The organism is Paenibacillus sp. NEAU-GSW1 (assembly GCF_009737085.1).
Classification (GTDB): Bacteria; Bacillota; Bacilli; order Paenibacillales; family Paenibacillaceae; genus Pristimantibacillus.
Genome location: NZ_WOVL01000005.1, coordinates 187302 through 205860, shown reverse-complemented (window position 1 = coordinate 205860; position 18559 = coordinate 187302). Strand labels below are relative to the sequence as shown.

The following is an 18559-nucleotide window of genomic DNA, read 5'->3' as shown; positions in this document are numbered from 1 at the left end:
CCTTCGATTCTATCTACCGTTTTTTTGATGTTGAGCCTATTAAGATCGTACGCGAAGCCTCTCTTGCTCGATTAATATGGCGAGTATATCGTCTAGACTTAACGCTTGCCTACCGACGATGCGGAGCCCCGTTTCCTCGAGCCAGCGCTCAGCCGCAAACGCTTCTTTTGTCACTACGCGGAATGTGCCGCCTCCATTGTCCTCGATCAAACATTGGCCAGGTATTTGTTCCGCCGCTTTTCGAGTAAAACCCTCACCGCTTATATAATAGGAGTGCCAGCTGCTGAACAATTCATCTTTTTCGAAAACACCGAGCACTCGGCCATGCCCCATGAACACGATATAGTCGGCCAGCCTTTTCACTTCTTCTATGATGTGCGAAGCCATTATGATGGTTCGCTCTCCATCCTCCATATAACGATGCAGCACATCTATCATCGTTCGCCAAGCGAGCGGATCAAGTCCCGAGGACGGTTCGTCGAGCAGCAGCAGTTCGGGGTGATGTGAGAGTGCAAGCGCAAGCTCGTATTTGCGGCGCGTCCCCTTGGACATTTTGCCAAGCTTAATGCTGTCATCCACCTCAAACACTCGCAAAAGCTCACGATATCGGTTCAAATTCCAATCCGTATACCATCTTCTCACAAATGCTGTTTTCTCCGACGCCCTCATTTTGCCGTCGTGGGAACCGAACAATTCCGGCAAATAACCGATTCTCTGTTTCAATTCCGCGTCATTCCCGCTGCCGATCTGCTCGCCGAGTACAGTAACTTCACCCTTTGCAGCTTTCTCCAAATTGAGTATCAGCCTAAAGGCCGAGCTTTTGCCTGATCCGTTAGGGCCAACGATTGCAGTTACGCAACCCTTTGGCACTTCTAAATCAATCGGTCCCAGTTGAAAATGCGGTCTGCTTTGCTCAATGCCAGTAAGCTTAACCGCAGCTTGTTGCGACATCCTTCTCTCTCCCTTCAACAGGTGTCAGCCGTTGTAATGTTTATTCAGCGCTTCCTGAAATATTTCATTGATTTCATCCTTCGTACATTGCACAAGCTTTCCTGCCGTCACGGCATTGTCTACCGCTTCGATCACTGCCGCTAACCGATGCCGGTCAAGCTCTCGTTGTTCTACTCGCGCCACATAGGTGCCGGTTCCTTGCCTCGTCCGAAGGAGTCCTTCCGATTCTAAATCTTGATAGACCCGACGGACCGTAATGATGCTGCACTTGAGCATCTGAGCCAATTCTCGAATCGATGGCAACAATGTTCCTTCCGCAAGCTGTCCGCTCACGATTAGCGCCCGCAGCTGCACTTCGATCTGGTAGTAGAGCGGTTCCGCGCTTTGTTCATTAATTTGTATCGGCAGCCACATGGCGTCACCTTCTTCGATTATGACTTGTTGATTAAGTATCTGTTATACATTCGCTTCCCAATTTCGATTAACAAAGCTTCGTTTTTCCAGCCGTTTTACAATTAGAGAGTAACCAAGCAGCATTGCCCCGAGGCTGTAAATAAATGCTGCTGTTGTGTACCACCAGTGACCCGCTTGAAGCTCTTTCAGCAATCCAAGCACGACACTTACATTCGCCAGCTTGAGTATAACCATCACAATGGTGATTGCTACTACGAATAAATAACAGAAGAAGAAGTATGCTTTTCCGGAATGACCCAACTCGTAATAAACATACATGACAGCAACTCCAACCCCGTAAAAGTACCAAAACATTGCGAATAGAATATAGGCTCCAATCGATATCGAATTCCTAATTTCAGCCATCACCGCATACTGCACTCCGAAGAACAAAATAACAATTGGCGTCAGGATGATGATGATCTGAATTAGCCTGCCCAGTGTTAATTGCTTTAGCGAAATCGGCATCGTCCTCCACTCGGCCAGCTTATCGGTAAACGAATCTTCCCGCCAAGCTTTTAACGAAGTTCGATTCATTACGAATGCAAATGACGGAAATACGATTGCATATGCAAGATCCAGTATCCAAGTTAATCCTTCTGGCACCTCTTCATCCAGATCAAAAATCCCCATCGTTACAAACACCATATATAAGCAAAATCCAATTGTGATCAATACGCCGTACTTATCTCTGTTCATCTCATGCCTGACGATATGCCATGCTCCTTGCCAAGTATTCACTCCGGCAGCCCCTTTCGTTCAAGTGGTTATACTGTATATATCTTTATACACAGTATAACCACAGTAGATACAGTTGTCAACATATACCATGAAAAATATTTCCTTTTTTTTGTTTGTGCTTCTTTTTAGGTGAAAAAGCTGGTTGCTGCCACGCTGCCTCTCCTGTTGCCGCTACAAGTTCGAAATAGCGGAACTTCGCTCCTCTATCCAACGCCTAAACCTCCATTTACAACAAAAACCCAGGAAAATTGCGGAACTTGTAACGCAATTAGTCGAACAACAAAAAGAGAGCCCCGCATAATGCATAATACTGGGCTCTCTCGCTCATTCTTCTTTTCAATACCTAACCAAAAATCGCATGAAAAACCGGTTTCGTATGACCGCCCGGGTACATCAGATAGAGCAGTACATAGACGGCAACGCCTGTTATCGCCGTAAAAAACCAAATAAGCGACGTTACGCGTCCCCATTTGCGATGCTTCGCAAACTTGCTTTTGAAGCCAAGCGTAAGCGTCGTAATGCCGAATACGGCTGCAACGGTCGCAAGGACGATATGGAACAGCAGGAACGTCACATAAAAAGGCTTCAGTTCAGGCGGCCCGCCCCACGACGTATTGCCGATGATTAACGTACGAGACGAATAAATAATAAAGAAGATAATCGCGGCAATCGCCGCCCAGATCATTACACTTTTATGCGCTTCAAGCCTGCGCTTAATCGCAAGGCTCCAGCCGATTGCTACAAGCACAGCACTGATGACGATAAACGATGTGCTGATCGTCGGGAAAATAAAATACCAATCTAAATTCACCATAATCCCACCTATACTAAACGTTTAAATTGTTGCTTAGGCCGTGCCGGTGTTTGTGTTGTTCGGCAATTCATCCAGCTCATCATCCTTATGCTCCTTACGGAACCAATGAAGAAAAATGTAGCCGAGAATAATGCCGTACATCAGCTCTTGCACGAGCTTCATAATGATGCCGCCAAGCTGCTGATCCTCCGCCGGATCCATCAGATTGAAAAACTGCGGGCCAAGCTCCATTAAGCGCGAAGGATCTCCCGTTACGCAATAGCCCATCGCTTCTACCCATACTTGCGGATCGTTGTAAATCGAATACATCGACGAGGTAGCGAAAATGATCAGCGCACATGCCGGCGTCAGAAGAATGCCGTTCGCAAACACGTAAGCGAGCTTCTTCAGATCGGTCAATCTGTTCCATTCCGGCACCGGACATGAAATTTGCCACCACATCATCATTGAAGTGATCAGCAATACGACATAATAGATCCGATGTATTGTAAAATGTGTCATCACGTAATCATGAATCAGCGGAATATGATACACAGAGAAGAGCACATTAAACAGTAGAATTGCCGCAATCGGATGCGCCAGAAAATTTAGCTTCGACCACCATGCCGGCTCAAACACCTTCCGCCACACAAAAGCCGGTATAGACAGCAGCAGCATCGGCGGCACAATGAGATAAGAGACGGACATATTGATCATATGAAACGTAAACATCAAGTGCCCAAGCAGACTAAGCGGCCCTCCATGCACGATGTAGAGCATAATGATCGATGTCACGAACATTATCTTTTGCATTACCGTTGCTGAAGGCTCTGCAGGGGCGTGCTTTTCCCGCCATGGCCCGATCACATAGAAATATGCGATGACAATCAACGCCATGATGAACATAAACCACGGGGTCCACACTTCTTCAAAGCTAAAATATTGTAAACCTAGCATATGTGGAGGCTCCTTTCACATAACCGGGCAGAATGTCTGCCATTTTTGCAAAAAAGGAGGGACCCAGCCTTTAGGGACCCTCCTCTTTTTAATTATTAGACGACTCGCTTTCTTACCACCAAGCCCAATATTCAGCCATAATTACGCAAGTGAATACGATAAATACGCCGAACAGGATAGCGATTGTGGCATAAGCATGGCCGCGGTCTTTCATATGCATCCATACTGCCATTTGAACGAATACTTGCACAAACGCGCTGGCAACAAGAATGATGTAAATAAAGTCGGTGTTAATCTCGCCGGAAGCGACTGTCGCGAAAGAAATCAGCGTCAGGAGAACGGATAAAATAAACGATACGATCGCCTTCTGCGGTCCTTCAAGACGATGGCGAACCGGGCGTTGCTCTTCAGCGGAGTGATTGCTTGACATGGATTAACCCACCTTTCCCATCAAGTAAACGACAGTGAAGATAAATACCCATACAACGTCGATAAAGTGCCAGTACAGGCCGGCTACATACGCTTTCGGCGCAGTAACGACCGTCAGCCCTTTTTTCATCAATTGACCGATCAGGAGCGAAATCCATACGATACCGAGCGCAACGTGCGCGCCGTGGAAGCCTACAAGCGTGTAGAACGAGGAGCTGAAAGCGCTCGTTGTGAAGCCGTGTCCTTCATGTACGTAGTGGTAGAACTCGTAAATCTCAAGGCCCAGGAAGCCTGCGCCTAACAAAACGGTAACGATCAGCCAGTTGATCAACGCTTTGTTGTCGTGGCGATGAAGCGCTTGTGTTGCAAATACGCTCGTCAGGGACGAGGTAAGCAGGAGCGCTGTTGCAATCGCAACGAGCGGAAGCGAGAACAGCTCATGTGCCGGAGGTCCCTCCAGCACTTGATGGCGGAGCGCCAGGAACGCCGAGAACAGCGTTCCGAACAATACCGTTTCACCGCCAAGGAAAAGCCAGAAGCCTAATACTTTATTGCGTCCCTCAAGGGTTGCCTTTTCGGGCTCATGAGGCAATTGCCCGTCTACATGCGTATGTGCGCTCATGCGTTTACCCCCTCATGTTGGTCTTCAGGCTCAATATGGAAGCCATGGTCATCGAACAAGGAACGAAGCACCATGCAAGTAAAGGTAATGATCAAGCCGGCTGCGCCGACAACATAACCGGTGTCGATGCCTGCGACTTTGCCCCAAGTGCCGTCGGAGTACAGCAGGCCGAAACCTGTGATGAACAAGCCAAGCGACATAATGAAAGGCAAAATCGATGGAGACGGCATGTGGATCGATCCAACAGGCTCGGCAGGCGTCATGCCTTTCTTGCCATCCATTTTTTCTTTCCAGAATGCATCATAACCGCGAACAAGCGGAGTTTGCTTGAAGTTGTACTCTGGCGGCGGCGAAGAAATCGTCCACTCCAGCGTACGGCCGTCTTCCCATGGATCGTTGACTGCGTTTTTCGGTTTGAACGCGGTAATCGTAACGTTCAGCAAGAAGAAAATCGTGCCAAGGCCCATCAGAATTGCGCCAATCGTACTGATCAAGTTCATTTCGTTGAAGCCCAGACCGTCCAGGTAAGTCCAGATCCGGCGCGGCATGCCGAGCAAACCAAGGAAATGCTGTACAAAGAACGTCAAGTGGAAGCCGATAAAGAATGTCCAGAACGTCAGTTTGCCCAAGCCTTCGCTGAGCATGCGTCCGAACATTTTCGGCCACCAGTAGTGCAGGCCGGAGAAAATACCGAGAATCAAACCGCCGACGATAACGTAGTGGAAATGCGCTACGACGAAGTACGAGTCATGGTACTGGAAGTCCGCAGGCGCTGCTGCCAGCATGACGCCGGTTACGCCGCCCATTACGAACGTCGGGATAAAGCCGACTGCGAACAGGTTCGCAGAAGTAAATTTGATCGAGCCGCCCCACATCGTGAACAGCCAGTTGAAGATTTTAATACCCGTTGGAACTGCGATCAGCATCGTTGCGATGGAGAACAGCGAGTTCGCTACCGGTCCAAGGCCTGTGGTGAACATGTGATGCGCCCAAACCATGAAGCCCAAGAAGCCGATCAGGATTGTTGCGAATACCATCGAGCTGTAACCGAACAGACGCTTGCGGGAGAATGTGCTGATTACGTCGGAAATCACGCCGAAAGCCGGCAGGATGAGGATATATACCTCAGGATGTCCGAAGATCCAGAAAATATGCTCCCAGAGGACGCTGTTGCCGCCGCCCGAAGGATCGAAGAAGTTTGCGTCGAAAATACGGTCAAACATAAGCGCCGCCAGACCTACTGTAAGAGCAGGGAAAGCGAACAGGATCAACGCCGAAGTGATGAACGACGCCCAAGTAAACATCGGCATCCGCATGAATGTCATGCCAGGCGCGCGCATGTTGATAATCGTTACTAGGAAGTTGATACCGCCGATCAGTGTACCGATACCGGCGATCTGCAAGCCGAGTACGTAATAGTCCATGCCGTGGCTAGGGCTATAATCTGTGCCGGCAAGCGGGGCGTATGCTGTCCAGCCTGCTTCAGGCGCGCTGCCTGCAAACCAGCTGACATTCAGCAATACGGCACCAAAGAAAAAGGTCCAGAAGCCAAGCGCGTTAACGAAAGGGAATGCAACGTCGCGTGCGCCGATCTGCAGCGGAACGATGGCGTTCATCAATGCGAACAGCATCGGCATCGCTGCCAAGAAGATCATTGTCGTACCGTGCATCGTCAGCAATTCGTTATATGTATCCGCACTTACGAAGTCGTTAAGCGGCTTCCACAACTGAATCCGAATGAGCAATGCTTCCAAGCCGCCGACGAGGAAGAAAAATCCTCCGGCGATCAAATATAATATACCGATTTTTTTGTGGTCAACCGTCGTCAGCCAATCCATAAGGCCGGTATGACGTTTAACCGCATGTCCATGAGCCAAGGTAGGAACCTCCTTCAATCACCGATGAGTTATTGTTCGTAATCAAGCGTCAATTCCGACAAATATTTAGCAATGCCATCGAGCTCTTGCTCAGTCAATTCTACTGTCGGCATTAGATTGCCTGGTTTGACAGCTTGAGGGTCCTCAATCCAGCGATGAAGGTTTTCTTCAGTCGAGCCTTCATTTTTGTATTTCGGATCATCGGTGTTCACGAGAATGCCGCCTACTGTCTGGCGACTGCCGATGCCTGTAAGGTTAGGGAATGCCGGACCGCCTTGGTCGCCTACAGCGTGGCAAGTCAAGCACTTGCTTACGAATGCTTCTTTAACAGCAGGATCGCTAGGAAGCGCAACCGGCTCTTGCAGTGCCGCTACCCAACGGTCAAACGAAGACTCGTCCACCGATTTAACTTTAAAATCCATCAAGCCGTGCGATGGTCCGCAAAGCTCGGCGCATTTACCTAAGTAAACGCCTTCGTTAGGCGCAGAGAAATGCATAACGTTTACGTTAGCGCCAGGGTTCGTATCGATTTTGCCGGCAAGCGACGGAATCCAGAACGAGTGAAGCACGTCTGCCGATTTCGCCTCGATCGAGATCGTTTTGCCAGTAGGAATGATCAATTCCTGCGCTGTTTTGATGCCAAGCTCTGGATACTCGAACTCCCACCAGTATTGGTGCGAAGTAACGATTACTTTAACCGCTTCAGGGTCCTTCGTGTAATCCTTGGACAAACTAAATACCGATTGAACAGTCGGTACGCCAAGAATTACAAGCAGGATGATTGGAATAACCGTCCAAATAATTTCCAGCTTGTGGCTGCCTTCCACTTGCTTCGGAATCGTCTTGTCTCCGGGACGCCGGCGGAAACGAATAATTACGTAGAAAGAAATCGCAAATACGACAACAATCACGATAAGCATGATTGAAATCGCCAGCTTCATCAGTCCGAATTGTTCTTCCGCTACAGGGCCTTGGGGATTCAACGTGGACAAATCACTTCGTCCGCACGCCGACAGCACTAGCACCATCAAGGCCAGAAGCGGCGCTAGCCGTTTAAATAACTGCCACCGATTCATCTCAATAATCAACCCCACTTTTGACGTTTTCGCAGCTGCAGAAATCGCGTAAAATCGCGGCAAACTGCGTGTTTTCACAGATGTTATGACAACTCCTGCACTAAATACACACTTTATTAAATATAAAGTTGAAGCCCCTATTTGTCAATGTTCCACAGAGAGTTCACAAATTGTTCGCAAAGCTGTCAAATCCGTTCATTTTCAACGTTTTCGGCTGCAAATTGTACCTGTTTTTGATTGACTCTCTACCCTACATTGTGCTCCAAAACCATGGTCAATTATGTATGATTCCGGGTACGTATATTTAATCGTTCCCTACAAACCCTATCCATATAAGATGATGTTCAAAAAGTCCGCTTTTGATCACGCAGATAACCAAAGAAGCTTAATCGACATCCGAATGGAGGCTGATTATAATGGCTAAAAGAACGACCCGGATTTATTGGTTTTCCTTTATTGCCTTACTGCTGCTGGCGCTGATGAGCTCCTGCGGCTATGAGAAACGCATTCAGAAGAGCGATTACGACTACGGCAGCCGCACTGCCGGTGATCCGAAAACGCACGGCGTTAAACTTTACGGCTCCACGAAGAATAAAGCGGACCAGCACGACAACACCTTCTTCGAATACAGCAACACGCTCTCAAACAAAGTGACGCAGCTCAACGGCGTCGGAACCGCAATCGTTATGCTTACCGATAAAAACGCTTATGTCGGCTTGGCGCTTGATTGGACCGCAGTCGGGACGAAAAGCAGCGGCAATACGAATGAGCAGCGCAACGGCGACGCCGTCTACAATACCGAGACAGGCAGCTCGCACTGGGATAACCGGCAGCTCATTACTCCTTTCAACTCATACTTCTCGGTGAACGACCATTCGCAATTGTCGCATGAGCTAAAGCAGACGGTCGCCAGACGCGTTCGCGAGTTCGCTCCAAATGTGCAAGAGGTGCACATATCGGCTAATATGGATTTCGTGAATCAAATGAACGAATATGCGAAGCAAGCTTGGATGAACCGTTCGCTCGCCCCTTGGACCGACGATTTCAACAATTTAGTTAAGCATCAATTCGCAGGCGGACAAAAAATGCCGGCGCAAATTATCGAGTATGAGAAAATGCGCGCGAAGAGCCGCCGAGGCGAATCGATCATTCCTGACACTCGTTAACCCGTGTAAAATTGCGATGACAAAAAAATCTCTTCCTATTATATATACAACAAACGAGACGATCAGCCGACGCCGATCGTCTCGTTTGTTTTCCGCTTTTCAAACCATTACGATGTCGGTTGCTTCATTGCGCTCTTAAGCTTATTAATAGCGCTGCGGTAATCGCGCTTGTCATCCTCATTCGTCGCAAATTGCTCCAGCATATGCAGCTCATCTTCATACTGCTTAAGCAAATCCGCAATCTGATCCTTCGGCTTGGATGGCTGTTGGCCTTTTACGCTTGCTGTGCCGGTCTGAATAGATAGTTCTCCGTTTGCGTCAATTTGCGCCAGAAAAACTTCCTCCATGCTCAGCTTTTGTTTGCGAAGCTCCCTCTTCAGCCAATTTTTGTCCCGTCCGGAATGATAAAGAGATTGCTCAAGCAACTGTCCGTCCATAACAATTGTCTGCGGCTCCACCTCTTGCTTAATATGCCAGCCAAGCGAATCGGGCGTAATCGGCTGATGCTCTTTTTTCAGCATGACATTGATTTCGCCGCTTTGCTCCATAATGGCAAACTCAACATCGGCCACTCGATAAACATCCTTCTTGCGAAGCTGCTCCAAAATTTCATCGAGCGTAATCCTTTCTTTTCGCATATTTGCCTTAAGCAAATTCCCTTTTTCGATCAGTACCGTGCCGCTTCCGTCGACGAAATCGCGAATTCGCTTGTTCTTTAGCGTAATAAATTCGAAAGACACGGATACGCCCACCCATACCGCAAGCGAGACGATGCCCAAGTACCATAAATTATCGAGATCAAGCGATATATAAGCGGCAATATTGCCAATCGTGATACCCGTAATATATTCGAACAAAGACAATTGCGATAATTGCCTTTTTCCCAGCAGCTTCGTAATGGCGAATAAAATGACGACAGACGACAAGGTGCGCAGTGAAATTTCTAACCAATCAGGCATTGCTTTCCCTCTTTCTATATGTTATAATTTTAGTTATGCTGTATTTAACCCCTTAAATATCCCTCAAAAAGAACTTCAATTTTTCCTCTGATTTTGATTTTCTATTCCGTTAATTCTCAAGCCAAGTTCAGTAAAGCTATTCTTTGATTCACACTGGCGCGGTCTTCGGAGCCGCAAGGACGGAAGAGAGGCAGGGCTTCCGTTGTTTTAAAGTAAGCTGTATGCGTGTGGAAAGAGCTTTGCTCCTCTAACCAACATGCGATTAACAAGGGATTTCAAGCGAAAAACACTCATAATTCGGGTCTTCCCTCTCACAGGAAGCGCTTCGGTTAAATATTGCAATTACGCGGCGGCATCCAGGCAGGATGCCGCCTTCCAATTCTATGCCTTTTTCAACGTTGTCTGACGGTACTCGTTGATTCCAAAAAACACGCATAACAAGAACGCGCATATAAATAAAATGCCGCTAATCTTCCCGTACATTCCGCTCACGTGGCCATAGATCGCGCCAAAAGCAATCGCTGCGGCGCAGCCGAACAAGGATAGCCAAACGAGCTTCCCATTACTGCCGTTTTGCCGATCGTCCGCTATTATCGCACCGCCAAGGCTGGATCGTTTCAGCGCAAATCCAATAAACAAACATCCGAAAAACAACACTTGCACAGCAATCGTAATCGGCATGATGCCGTAAATATTAAACATGCTCACTTCATCCATATTGCTGAACATGATGTCGGTCAACATCGCAACAATCAATCCGGTCATCACATTGGCGAAATCGTAGTTTTTCTTTTTCGTATAAGAGGCCAACCCCGTCAGTACGCCTGTATACAAAATAGCGAATTTGATCAGTAAAATCGGAACGTACAGCGATATGAGAAACAAGTCAATTCGGTCTAAAAAGTCAGTTACGTGGATTTGCTGCACGACGATCCAGCCGATATAGATAAGCCTCGACGACAGCATCGGACTAATGACGCTGACGACGCAAAACAGCCAAATCGTCAACATGAACGATGAGAAAATGACACCGACTTTGACGGAAAAATATATATCTCTCGGTTTTCTCACATGATGCAGAAACGCTCCCATAACGATAAGGTCCCCGTAGGCGCCAATCGCTAAAATTCCCGCTTTTAAGGGAGGAGCAATTCCGTTTGCCATAATCGGCTCCAGCTTCTGCAGGTCGATCTCATTTAACAGCAGCAGCGGAAGCAACGTATAAAAGATAATAAACAGCGCGATCAGCACAACATTCAGCCGCGCTAAATGTTCAGTAGAGCCCGTTGCGATATACATTAGCAATATAGCTGTCAGCAATACGACATACTCGGACGGCGTTCGAAGCAATATCGACGCGCTGAAAAAGTCGCTGTACACACGTATTTGACCAACCAAATCGAGCAGCAAATATGCAATCAGCACGGCGTTCAAAGCGCCTCCGATCCATTTGCCGCAGGCCAGTTTCGCCATCTCAAAAATATTTTTATTCGGCATTTTCCTAGCCAGCCTCCAGAATATATAGGCTAAAGCTATGCCATATGGAATCGGTGTTACAAACACGATCCAAGCGTCCTGCCGAGCAATTCCCGTTAATGCCATGGGTAGGCTGATCATATTCGAGGCGACAAGCAGCGAGCAAACGAGCAGCATCAATTGCATCGCCGAAATTTTCATCTTGTCTTTCATTTTCCGCTCACCCCTTCATCATCGCTATGATCGATTTCACGGAACGATAAATAAACTCGTTTTGCATGAGATTCACTTCCGTCTCCCGTTCATGCAGCAAAAGCAAGAAGATCACAACGCCAAGCAATGAGTAGAACATCGTTGCGCCGGTTTTGCTATCCAGCTTTTTCCGCTTCATTACAATCGTTATAACGGTTAACACCACAACGACCAGGATATATGCGTTATTCATAGCGTTGATCCTTCTTCGCTAAATTTTCGCGGTTCATGCCAATCCGGAATACTTCCGCCTTCACCGTCACTATAAATTCGCTCTGCGGAAATAGCTCTTCCCATTTTCCTTTCCATTCCTTATCCCATTTTCCCGGCTGCGAACGGCTTAAGTACCGCCCAAATCCGATTACATCCGATTTGGACTGCTTCATAAGAGCCAATGCGGCATTAATATCACTCTTCGCTTTTTTCACGAACAGCTTCTCGATATGACTGCGCTGTCCTATATCATCATAATCGCGGTCATAATTCGTATCTTCATTGATGCTGATTTTAATCAAACTGCTAATCTCGAAATAAGGAACACCGTTGCGCATCGACGGCTTTATCTTAAGCTGATTTGAATTTGCCGCAATCGTAATCGTGCTTTCGCCGTCTTCCAACGTTTCCCGATATGGACGAAACTGGGCGTTTAATAAACGGACGCCATTCGCCGCCCCGTCACTGGCCGATGCTTTCATCACTCCGTCATGCGTTAAGGCAAAGCCGATAACTTGAATATCCTCCGACTCATGCCCTTTCAACGTTGTTTTACGTTTATTCAGGTAAGGAAACATTGCATCATCGCCGACCGCGATCATTTTTGCGGTAATTTCTTTGAGCGATATCCGCAAGCTGGCATCAGACTGCAGCATCTCGCGAATGGACTCGGCCGAGAAGCGTTCCATACGAATATCCGCGTTTAATACATCGATCGCTGGACCTTTCGAAACTGCGATGAAAGCAGTAAGACGATTTTCCGGCGTTCTCGTAATCGCATCCACAACAGGCTTAAAACCTATGGTTTCGACTAACTTGTCACTAACGATGAGAACGCGGCGATGCCCGAAAAACAGCCACCGCGGCAAACTTTTTTGCAAGTTGTCGACAGCGCCTCTAATATCCTTGCCGTAAGCCGTCTTAATTGTGAATGGCTTGGCATCGCCGGCTCCGCCCATTGCGCCGCCCATATTGCCAGGGAGCGGAATAAGCGCTGAAACTTGATATTCGCCCGATTCGGTAATATCAATCGCGCTTCCCAGGACGAACGCAACGTCATTGATTTCCCTGCGGTCCCAACAGCCCGTCAGAATCGCACTACTAACAATCAGAGTCAACAGCACGCATGCGTGTTGTTTCCATTTGTTCAACATCATGGCATGCCGCCTCCTTCCTACTCCTGACGAATCGTATCTTCCGGATGAATAAATTGAGGGCGGCTCTTCATCTTGCTCCAAGGCGCCCTAAAGACGACGTCTTTCCAGTCTCCTGCCGAGAACGGCGATGCCGGCGCTATATAAGGCACGCCGAAAGAAGTAATTTTCGACATGTGCGAGATGATAGCAACCGTGCCGAGAATAATGCCAAGTAAACCGAATACCGATGCCAGCAGCATTAGCGGAAAACGAAGCAGCCTAATCGCAATGGCGGCGTTGTATCTCGGCAGCGTAAAGGAGGCAATGCCTGTCATTGACACGACAATGACCATTGCTGCCGATACAATCCCCGCTTGAACGGCTGCCTGCCCGACGACAAGCGCTCCCAGAATGCTGACCGCTTGCCCGACGGTTCGCGGCAAACGAATTCCCGCTTCGCGCAGCGCCTCGAAGGCGATCTCCATAATAAGCGCTTCGACGACGGCGGGAAACGGAATCGCTTCGCGCGACGCCGCAATACTAATAAGCAAATTGGTCGGTATCATTTCCGGATGATAGGTCGATACGGCAATGTACAACGCCGGCGCCATAAGCGCAATGAAGAGGCAGCAAACACGGAGCATCCGCGTCAGCGTGCCAACCATAAATCTCTCGTAGTAATCCTCGCTTGCGTGAAGCCATTGCCAGAAAGTAAAAGGTGCAATAAGCGCAAACGGCGTACCGTCTACCAATATCGCGATTCTTCCTTCCAATACCGCCGCAGCAACCGCGTCCGGCCTCTCTGTCGTCTGAATTTGCGGAAACGGCGAAGTAACTTGATCTTGAATAAACTCTTCGATATAGCCGCTCTCCAGGACAGCATCGATCTTAATATCATTCAAGCGGCGTTCAACTTCTTCGACAAGCTTCGGATTTACGATACCTGCCATATAAGAGAGAACGACATTCGTATTCGATTCCGTTCCGATGACAAATGATTTCATTTTGAGCCTTGGCGATTTGATTCGGCTGCGAACCAATGCTGTATTCGTTCTCAGCTTTTCCGTAAAGCCTTCTCTAGGTCCGCGAACGACAGTCTCTGTCTCCGGCTCCGCGACCGTGCGGCGTTCTCCGCCCCGTAGTCCAAGGCATACTGCTGTTCTTCCGCCTTCGATTATCAATCCGACATCACCGGCGAGCACGTTAACGAGCAGCTCCGAATAGTGCTGGACCTGCAGCGCCTGGCCGACAGGCAACGCCTGCTCGCAGATCGTATCTATCGTAAATGCGCCGCCCTCAAACACCATGAGCGCCTGCATCGCGTCGTCTACCAAAGCGGATGTCACTAAGCCGTCAACCAAACAAATCAACGCTTTCGGACCTTTTTCAATTTGAAATTCGCGGATGACAAAATCAGAGCTGTCGGTAAATAACTCCTCAAGCAATGCTCTGTTCGCCTTTACGGTATTCTCAATCCGCATATGCTTAAGCTGGCCGATTGCCTTATGATCGAGCCGGCCCTCTTTCTTCCCCAATGAACGCATGCGCATCCGATCACCTCCGTTTGCGGTTAGCCTTTCCTGAACGGCCAAATTTATGCCAGAACGCAAAAAGAGCTCGAACGGCAAGGCAATTTTCAGCCTTGCGTTCAAGCTCTCTATCCATTCAGAACATTAACCTTTAATGCCGGAATTCCCTTCATAAACTGCCTAACCAAAAATAAGTTGCCCATGCCAATCAATCGGCAGCATTCTGAAGCCAGTCTTGTGCTTGCAATTAATGAGTAACAGGCAGATTAATAACATTTTAATGAATAATTTATATTTTTATTATCAATATACAAACAACAACTGGCCATCCGACATTACGTTCTATTTCAATGGCAAAAAAGTCGGCATGTGGACAAGCCCCGGCGATTTCGGCGGCAAAGGCAAGCTGAATCCGCCATGGTGGTTCGAAAGCGTCAGCCAATACGGCCTGCTGAAGCATTTGATCATTAAAAAAGACGGCACCTTCATGGACGGCATTCAATTGTCGGACGTCTCCATCGACGACATCGATATCCGCAGCAATCAATGGACATTCCGAATTGCGGTTGAGGCCGATGCGGAGCATATCGGGGGCGTTACCTTATTCGGTTCCGGCTTCGGCAATCATAATCAGGATCTTGTTTTTCGGCTTTATTATACGAAGAACGGAGCCAGCCCAGGACGAATAGCCGCGCCGTAGTAAGGCTCGCATGATTTCGCGCTGAGAAGCCATAATAAAAGTCGAGCGAGGTTTTGCTTCGCAAAACTAAGCGTATGCTTTCGAAGCAAGTTTTGCTTCGCAAAACTAAGCGTATGCTTTCGAAGCAAGTTTTGCTTCGCAAAACTAAGCGTATGCTTTCGAAGCAAGTTTTGCTTCGCAAAACTTTTAAGGAGGGTTTTATCATGACATCATCCCAAAACCGCCGCGAAAACCGATGGAATCAGCGCAAGCAAAATCAGCAGCCTCACGGCAAGGTGAAATCATTGGCTGAGCTAAGCGCAGAGCTTGGCACTACGAAACAAACAGATAAGGAGCAGCAGTAACACGCAAGCGCAAGCTGCTCGCATAGCTATATGAAAAATGGGCATCTCGCAAGTCTTTCGACTTTGCGAGATGCCCATTTTTTTCATGCACGCGGCTATTCTACAAGCAATTCATGCTCTGAAATTGCAATGCCTATTTTTTTTCCGCCAGCTGTGAGACATAATTTCCCGTCTCGTCCGTTGTAATACACCGCTCCCGGCATCAGCGGCGTTTCGCTTTCCGATATGCCCCTCACCGTAACTTCAACATGCTCGCCTCCGTTGCCGGCTGAAGATGCGACTCCCAGCGGCGTTAGATACGGCCTTCCATAAGACAGCGACTCACCGTCTCCATAGGCCAGCATATACACTTGATTGCCGTATTCATCGGTTCCAACACAGAAAGCGCTCTGATGATCGAGCGGGATAAATACCGGAACGATATCAACAGCTCCTGGAAATGGATAAAAGCGATCCTTTGGCGGCGTTCCATCACCGTCTGTTTCCATGTCGATATCAAGCAAAGCCAGCCACAAATTTTGATGCGGCGCATCATAGCTGGCATCGCGTCCGCTCTCCCATCTCGCCCGATAGACGAACGCGGCCCTGCCTCCGAAATTCGTCATTTTCGACTTCACCGCAAATGCCTGTTTCTTCCTTGCAACCGTATCAGCCGTTTGATATAAACCGTTGTTCAAGCTTGAATAAGAAGTCGTTTCGAGTCCGTTGTTGCTGTTATTTATCGTAATTTGCGCAGCTCCGCCTTTCCCGTCCGACACAAAGCCTAGCGTCTTGCGATTCGTCAGCTCGGAATAGATTCTTTCGAACGCAACCAAATCGCCATTACTCGATATTTCGAGAAGGATCGTACAGCTGAACGTATGAACCGCAACTTTATTGCCAGCCAGTTGAATCGACTCTACGTTTCCTCTTTCATAATCCAACGCTAAATAACGCCCGAAACTATACATAGCGGTCCCTTGAGCTTGATACTTCACAACTTGCGCGACTACCGCCTGGCTGCCGGAGGTAACGCCTACATGAAGCAGGCATCCGTTATCCAGCTTTGTAAAATGGCTGTTGACGTATAGCTGTGCAAGATATGTAACGCCACTCGTCATCTTGTTCGTCAGGCCGGATTCGGTAATCGTCGCAACCATCACCTTCATCTCTTCTATCCCCTCGCCGCGATCCAATTGCTTCGAATCGTATGCAGGCACGATGCGTTGCTTGAATTGCACGGCAATCGTACCGGGATCCAGCTCAACGATGCTGGGATTATCAATATGGCTATACGAAAAAGTATGCGACAGCAGCGGCTGATAACCGCCATCTGCCGGCTTGAATACCGACAGCTTTCCATGCCAGGTATCGCGCTCGCGGTAAGCAATGGCGATATAGCCATTCGTTAAACGAACTACATCCATCGTACGTTTAATGAAACCATGGTCGCCCGTCGCTTCCTTGAATTCTCCAATACCAGAAGTAATGAACCGCATCGGAGACCAGCCGCAGCGGTAAATTTTCAGCCTGCCCCGCCCGGCGGCTATGAACCGTCCGCCTGTACCGATGGGGCTGAACCGGAACACCTCGGCAACGGCATCCTTATCCCAAATATTAATGAGCTGCTCTTGCTGAGTAAAAACGTCAATCACTTCTGTCGTTACGCGCAGCATCGCCGCCTGCGTGTAATTGTAGCCAGGTTCCGTTACATGGTTAAAGCCCAGCACAAATATGTCGTTGCCCATCGGAACGAGCTGCAGCTTGTTATGATTTCCTTTTACCGTACTGAGAATCACTTTGCTCGCAATGGATCTAACCATTGGGTTAGCCGTATCGAGAATCGACAGCGTCAGCGCTCCGGTCGTTGATCCGGCATTTATTGCGGTTAAAATTCGGTCTGAAGACAGCTTGACTGCATCGAAAAAGGGGTCGGTAAGCGAAACTTGGTGTATAATTCCGATAAGCAAATCCGTCTCCTCTAAAAACACCGTATAATAATTCAGCATCGTATCCAATTTATTGATCAGCACAAACTTTGTAGGCGACAAAACAAGCTGCCGCAGCTCGACCAAATTATTATTGGGCGTGTTCACAGCGGTTCTCACACCGGCAACAGGGACGCCGTCTTGATTGATTTGAAGCAGCTGGTTGACGATCGTGCCTCTCGTGGCACCTTTCAGCCAAAAGCTTGCCACAAAAAGTTGATCCGCCAGCTTGCTTAATGCAAAGTCGTCATGGAGCGTTTCATTCGTTTCCACCGATAGAGGAGTTCCCATAATTTCGATCGTATCGTATACCCGATTAATCGCAAAAGATACCGACTTCAACACTTTTGCCGGCTCTTTTCCGCAAACCCAAGTTACTAGAAACGATTGCTCCGAGAGACTTTCGACTGCAACCGTTCCGTACGTATACAATTCAATCTCATAAGGAAGGCCGACTCGCAGCTCCTCTTCGCCCGGCCAGCGAATCATACGAAACGCCCATTGCGAAGTATTATATTCGAGATAATATAAAATGCCAGTATCCGCTGTCAGCGGCTTAAAATGCAGTTTATAAATGCCCTCTGAGCCAAACACGGGCAAACTTTTTTGCGCTATTACTTGAATGCCGCCGGCGGTTGCTTCCGCACGAATAATATGAATATAAGTAGCAGTCATGCCTATATGAATAAAGCTGTCCCCGCCTATCGGATGAACGGACATGTTTTCAATGCCTAGCGGTAAATAATAGACGTCCGGACTGAACCTCGGAAGCTCGCTCAGCTTCATTTCTCTATTTCTGTAAAGCTTATCATCGACCACGGTAACAACGTCGTCCTTTTGGATCGTTTCGCCCGGCGCAACCTGGAAAGCGCGTTTAATGGAAGCTGTCCCTCCGCCTCCCGTCATCCCTTTTAGTGA

19 protein-coding genes are annotated in these 18559 nt (G+C 48.2%); 3 read left to right on the top strand and 16 right to left on the bottom strand.

Features of this window, described 5'->3' with window-relative positions; all coding sequences use genetic code 11:
* Positions 1 to 39: 39 nt before the first annotated feature.
* From GOM71_RS05305 to coxB, 10 genes are all read right to left on the bottom strand, one after another.
* Complete coding sequence (locus GOM71_RS05305; RefSeq protein ID WP_156278708.1) at positions 40 to 951, bottom strand: ABC transporter ATP-binding protein; 912 nt, start codon at positions 949 to 951, stop codon at positions 40 to 42.
* A 24-nt stretch (positions 952 to 975) separates the two neighbouring features.
* Positions 976 to 1365, bottom strand: coding sequence for a GntR family transcriptional regulator (locus tag GOM71_RS05300; RefSeq protein WP_156278707.1), 390 nt, complete (start codon positions 1363 to 1365; stop codon positions 976 to 978).
* Between the two features lie 42 nt (positions 1366 to 1407).
* Complete coding sequence (locus GOM71_RS05295; protein ID WP_156278706.1) at positions 1408 to 2145, bottom strand: hypothetical protein; 738 nt, start codon at positions 2143 to 2145, stop codon at positions 1408 to 1410.
* Between the two features lie 76 nt (positions 2146 to 2221).
* Positions 2222 to 2356 (bottom strand): hypothetical protein, encoded by a 135-nt coding sequence (locus GOM71_RS24660; protein WP_301539604.1) that lies wholly within the window; start codon positions 2354 to 2356, stop codon positions 2222 to 2224.
* Positions 2357 to 2488: 132 nt separating this feature from the next.
* A complete protein-coding gene (locus tag GOM71_RS05290; protein ID WP_367649472.1) occupies positions 2489 to 2956 on the bottom strand; it encodes a DUF420 domain-containing protein in 468 nt (155 codons plus the stop codon).
* Positions 2957 to 2992: 36 nt separating this feature from the next.
* On the bottom strand, positions 2993 to 3895 hold the full coding sequence (gene ctaG / locus GOM71_RS05285; RefSeq protein WP_156278704.1) for a cytochrome c oxidase assembly factor CtaG: 903 nt from the start codon (positions 3893 to 3895) through the stop codon (positions 2993 to 2995).
* Positions 3896 to 4007: 112 nt separating this feature from the next.
* Positions 4008 to 4325, bottom strand: coding sequence for a cytochrome C oxidase subunit IV family protein (locus GOM71_RS05280; RefSeq protein ID WP_156278703.1), 318 nt, complete (start codon positions 4323 to 4325; stop codon positions 4008 to 4010).
* 3 nt (positions 4326 to 4328) lie between these two features.
* Positions 4329 to 4946 (bottom strand): cytochrome (ubi)quinol oxidase subunit III, encoded by a 618-nt coding sequence (locus tag GOM71_RS05275; RefSeq protein WP_156278702.1) that lies wholly within the window; start codon positions 4944 to 4946, stop codon positions 4329 to 4331.
* Complete coding sequence (ctaD, locus tag GOM71_RS05270) at positions 4943 to 6784, bottom strand: cytochrome c oxidase subunit I (protein WP_156278740.1); 1842 nt, start codon at positions 6782 to 6784, stop codon at positions 4943 to 4945. Before ctaD ends, GOM71_RS05275 begins: the two co-directional genes overlap by 4 nt.
* A gap of 68 nt (positions 6785 to 6852) precedes the next feature.
* Positions 6853 to 7899 (bottom strand): cytochrome c oxidase subunit II, encoded by a 1047-nt coding sequence (gene coxB / locus GOM71_RS05265; protein WP_156278739.1) that lies wholly within the window; start codon positions 7897 to 7899, stop codon positions 6853 to 6855.
* 416 nt (positions 7900 to 8315) lie between these two features.
* On the opposite strand from coxB, the gene GOM71_RS05260 reads away from it, so the two are divergent.
* Entirely contained in the window at positions 8316 to 9065 is a 750-nt protein-coding gene (locus GOM71_RS05260) for a YhcN/YlaJ family sporulation lipoprotein (RefSeq protein ID WP_156278701.1), read from the top strand.
* 107 nt (positions 9066 to 9172) lie between these two features.
* Here the strand turns inward: GOM71_RS05260 and GOM71_RS05255 are convergent, their stop codons facing one another.
* The 5 genes from GOM71_RS05255 to GOM71_RS05235 all read right to left on the bottom strand — a co-directional run bounded on the left by GOM71_RS05255 (position 9173) and on the right by GOM71_RS05235 (position 14651).
* Positions 9173 to 10024, bottom strand: coding sequence for a DUF421 domain-containing protein (locus tag GOM71_RS05255; RefSeq protein ID WP_156278700.1), 852 nt, complete (start codon positions 10022 to 10024; stop codon positions 9173 to 9175).
* Between the two features lie 381 nt (positions 10025 to 10405).
* Complete coding sequence (locus GOM71_RS05250; protein ID WP_156278699.1) at positions 10406 to 11713, bottom strand: GerAB/ArcD/ProY family transporter; 1308 nt, start codon at positions 11711 to 11713, stop codon at positions 10406 to 10408.
* 7 nt (positions 11714 to 11720) lie between these two features.
* Positions 11721 to 11945 (bottom strand): hypothetical protein, encoded by a 225-nt coding sequence (locus GOM71_RS05245; RefSeq protein ID WP_156278698.1) that lies wholly within the window; start codon positions 11943 to 11945, stop codon positions 11721 to 11723.
* Entirely contained in the window at positions 11938 to 13122 is a 1185-nt protein-coding gene (locus tag GOM71_RS05240; protein WP_253944709.1) for a Ger(x)C family spore germination protein, read from the bottom strand. Before GOM71_RS05240 ends, GOM71_RS05245 begins: the two co-directional genes overlap by 8 nt.
* 17 nt (positions 13123 to 13139) lie before the next feature.
* Positions 13140 to 14651, bottom strand: a complete 1512-nt coding sequence (locus tag GOM71_RS05235; RefSeq protein WP_156278697.1) for a spore germination protein — start codon at positions 14649 to 14651, stop codon at positions 13140 to 13142.
* Positions 14652 to 14910: 259 nt separating this feature from the next.
* Here GOM71_RS05235 and GOM71_RS05230 point away from each other — a divergent pair, with 259 nt between their 5' ends.
* Both GOM71_RS05230 and GOM71_RS23740 read left to right on the top strand, forming a co-directional pair.
* Positions 14911 to 15330, top strand: coding sequence for a hypothetical protein (locus tag GOM71_RS05230; RefSeq protein ID WP_156278696.1), 420 nt, complete (start codon positions 14911 to 14913; stop codon positions 15328 to 15330).
* Positions 15331 to 15533: 203 nt separating this feature from the next.
* Positions 15534 to 15674, top strand: a complete 141-nt coding sequence (locus tag GOM71_RS23740; RefSeq protein WP_173275241.1) for a DUF6254 family protein — start codon at positions 15534 to 15536, stop codon at positions 15672 to 15674.
* 95 nt (positions 15675 to 15769) lie between these two features.
* On the opposite strand, the gene GOM71_RS05225 is transcribed toward GOM71_RS23740, so the two are convergent.
* Positions 15770 to 18547, bottom strand: a complete 2778-nt coding sequence (locus GOM71_RS05225) for a hypothetical protein (RefSeq protein WP_173275237.1) — start codon at positions 18545 to 18547, stop codon at positions 15770 to 15772.
* Positions 18548 to 18559 lie beyond the last annotated feature (12 nt).

What these genes read in the sequence shown, in the direction of transcription:
- GOM71_RS05305 (WP_156278708.1), bottom strand. Translation starts at nt 951, where the DNA reads ATGTCGCAACAAGCTGCGGTTAAGCTTACTGGCATTGAGCAAAGCAGA.
- GOM71_RS05300 (WP_156278707.1), bottom strand. Translation starts at nt 1,365, where the DNA reads ATGTGGCTGCCGATACAAATTAATGAACAAAGCGCGGAACCGCTCTAC.
- ctaG (WP_156278704.1), bottom strand. Translation starts at nt 3,895, where the DNA reads ATGCTAGGTTTACAATATTTTAGCTTTGAAGAAGTGTGGACCCCGTGG.
- GOM71_RS05280 (WP_156278703.1), bottom strand. Translation starts at nt 4,325, where the DNA reads ATGTCAAGCAATCACTCCGCTGAAGAGCAACGCCCGGTTCGCCATCGT.
- GOM71_RS05275 (WP_156278702.1), bottom strand. Translation starts at nt 4,946, where the DNA reads ATGAGCGCACATACGCATGTAGACGGGCAATTGCCTCATGAGCCCGAA.
- ctaD (WP_156278740.1), bottom strand. Translation starts at nt 6,784, where the DNA reads ATGGATTGGCTGACGACGGTTGACCACAAAAAAATCGGTATATTATAT.
- coxB (WP_156278739.1), bottom strand. Translation starts at nt 7,899, where the DNA reads ATGAATCGGTGGCAGTTATTTAAACGGCTAGCGCCGCTTCTGGCCTTG.
- GOM71_RS05260 (WP_156278701.1), top strand. Translation starts at nt 8,316, where the DNA reads ATGGCTAAAAGAACGACCCGGATTTATTGGTTTTCCTTTATTGCCTTA.
- GOM71_RS05255 (WP_156278700.1), bottom strand. Translation starts at nt 10,024, where the DNA reads ATGCCTGATTGGTTAGAAATTTCACTGCGCACCTTGTCGTCTGTCGTC.
- GOM71_RS05250 (WP_156278699.1), bottom strand. Translation starts at nt 11,713, where the DNA reads ATGAAAGACAAGATGAAAATTTCGGCGATGCAATTGATGCTGCTCGTT.
- GOM71_RS05245 (WP_156278698.1), bottom strand. Translation starts at nt 11,945, where the DNA reads ATGAATAACGCATATATCCTGGTCGTTGTGGTGTTAACCGTTATAACG.
- GOM71_RS05240 (WP_253944709.1), bottom strand. Translation starts at nt 13,122, where the DNA reads ATGATGTTGAACAAATGGAAACAACACGCATGCGTGCTGTTGACTCTG.
- GOM71_RS05235 (WP_156278697.1), bottom strand. Translation starts at nt 14,651, where the DNA reads ATGCGCATGCGTTCATTGGGGAAGAAAGAGGGCCGGCTCGATCATAAG.
- GOM71_RS05230 (WP_156278696.1), top strand. Translation starts at nt 14,911, where the DNA reads ATGAATAATTTATATTTTTATTATCAATATACAAACAACAACTGGCCA.
- GOM71_RS23740 (WP_173275241.1), top strand. Translation starts at nt 15,534, where the DNA reads ATGACATCATCCCAAAACCGCCGCGAAAACCGATGGAATCAGCGCAAG.
- GOM71_RS05225 (WP_173275237.1), bottom strand. Translation starts at nt 18,547, where the DNA reads ATGACGGGAGGCGGAGGGACAGCTTCCATTAAACGCGCTTTCCAGGTT.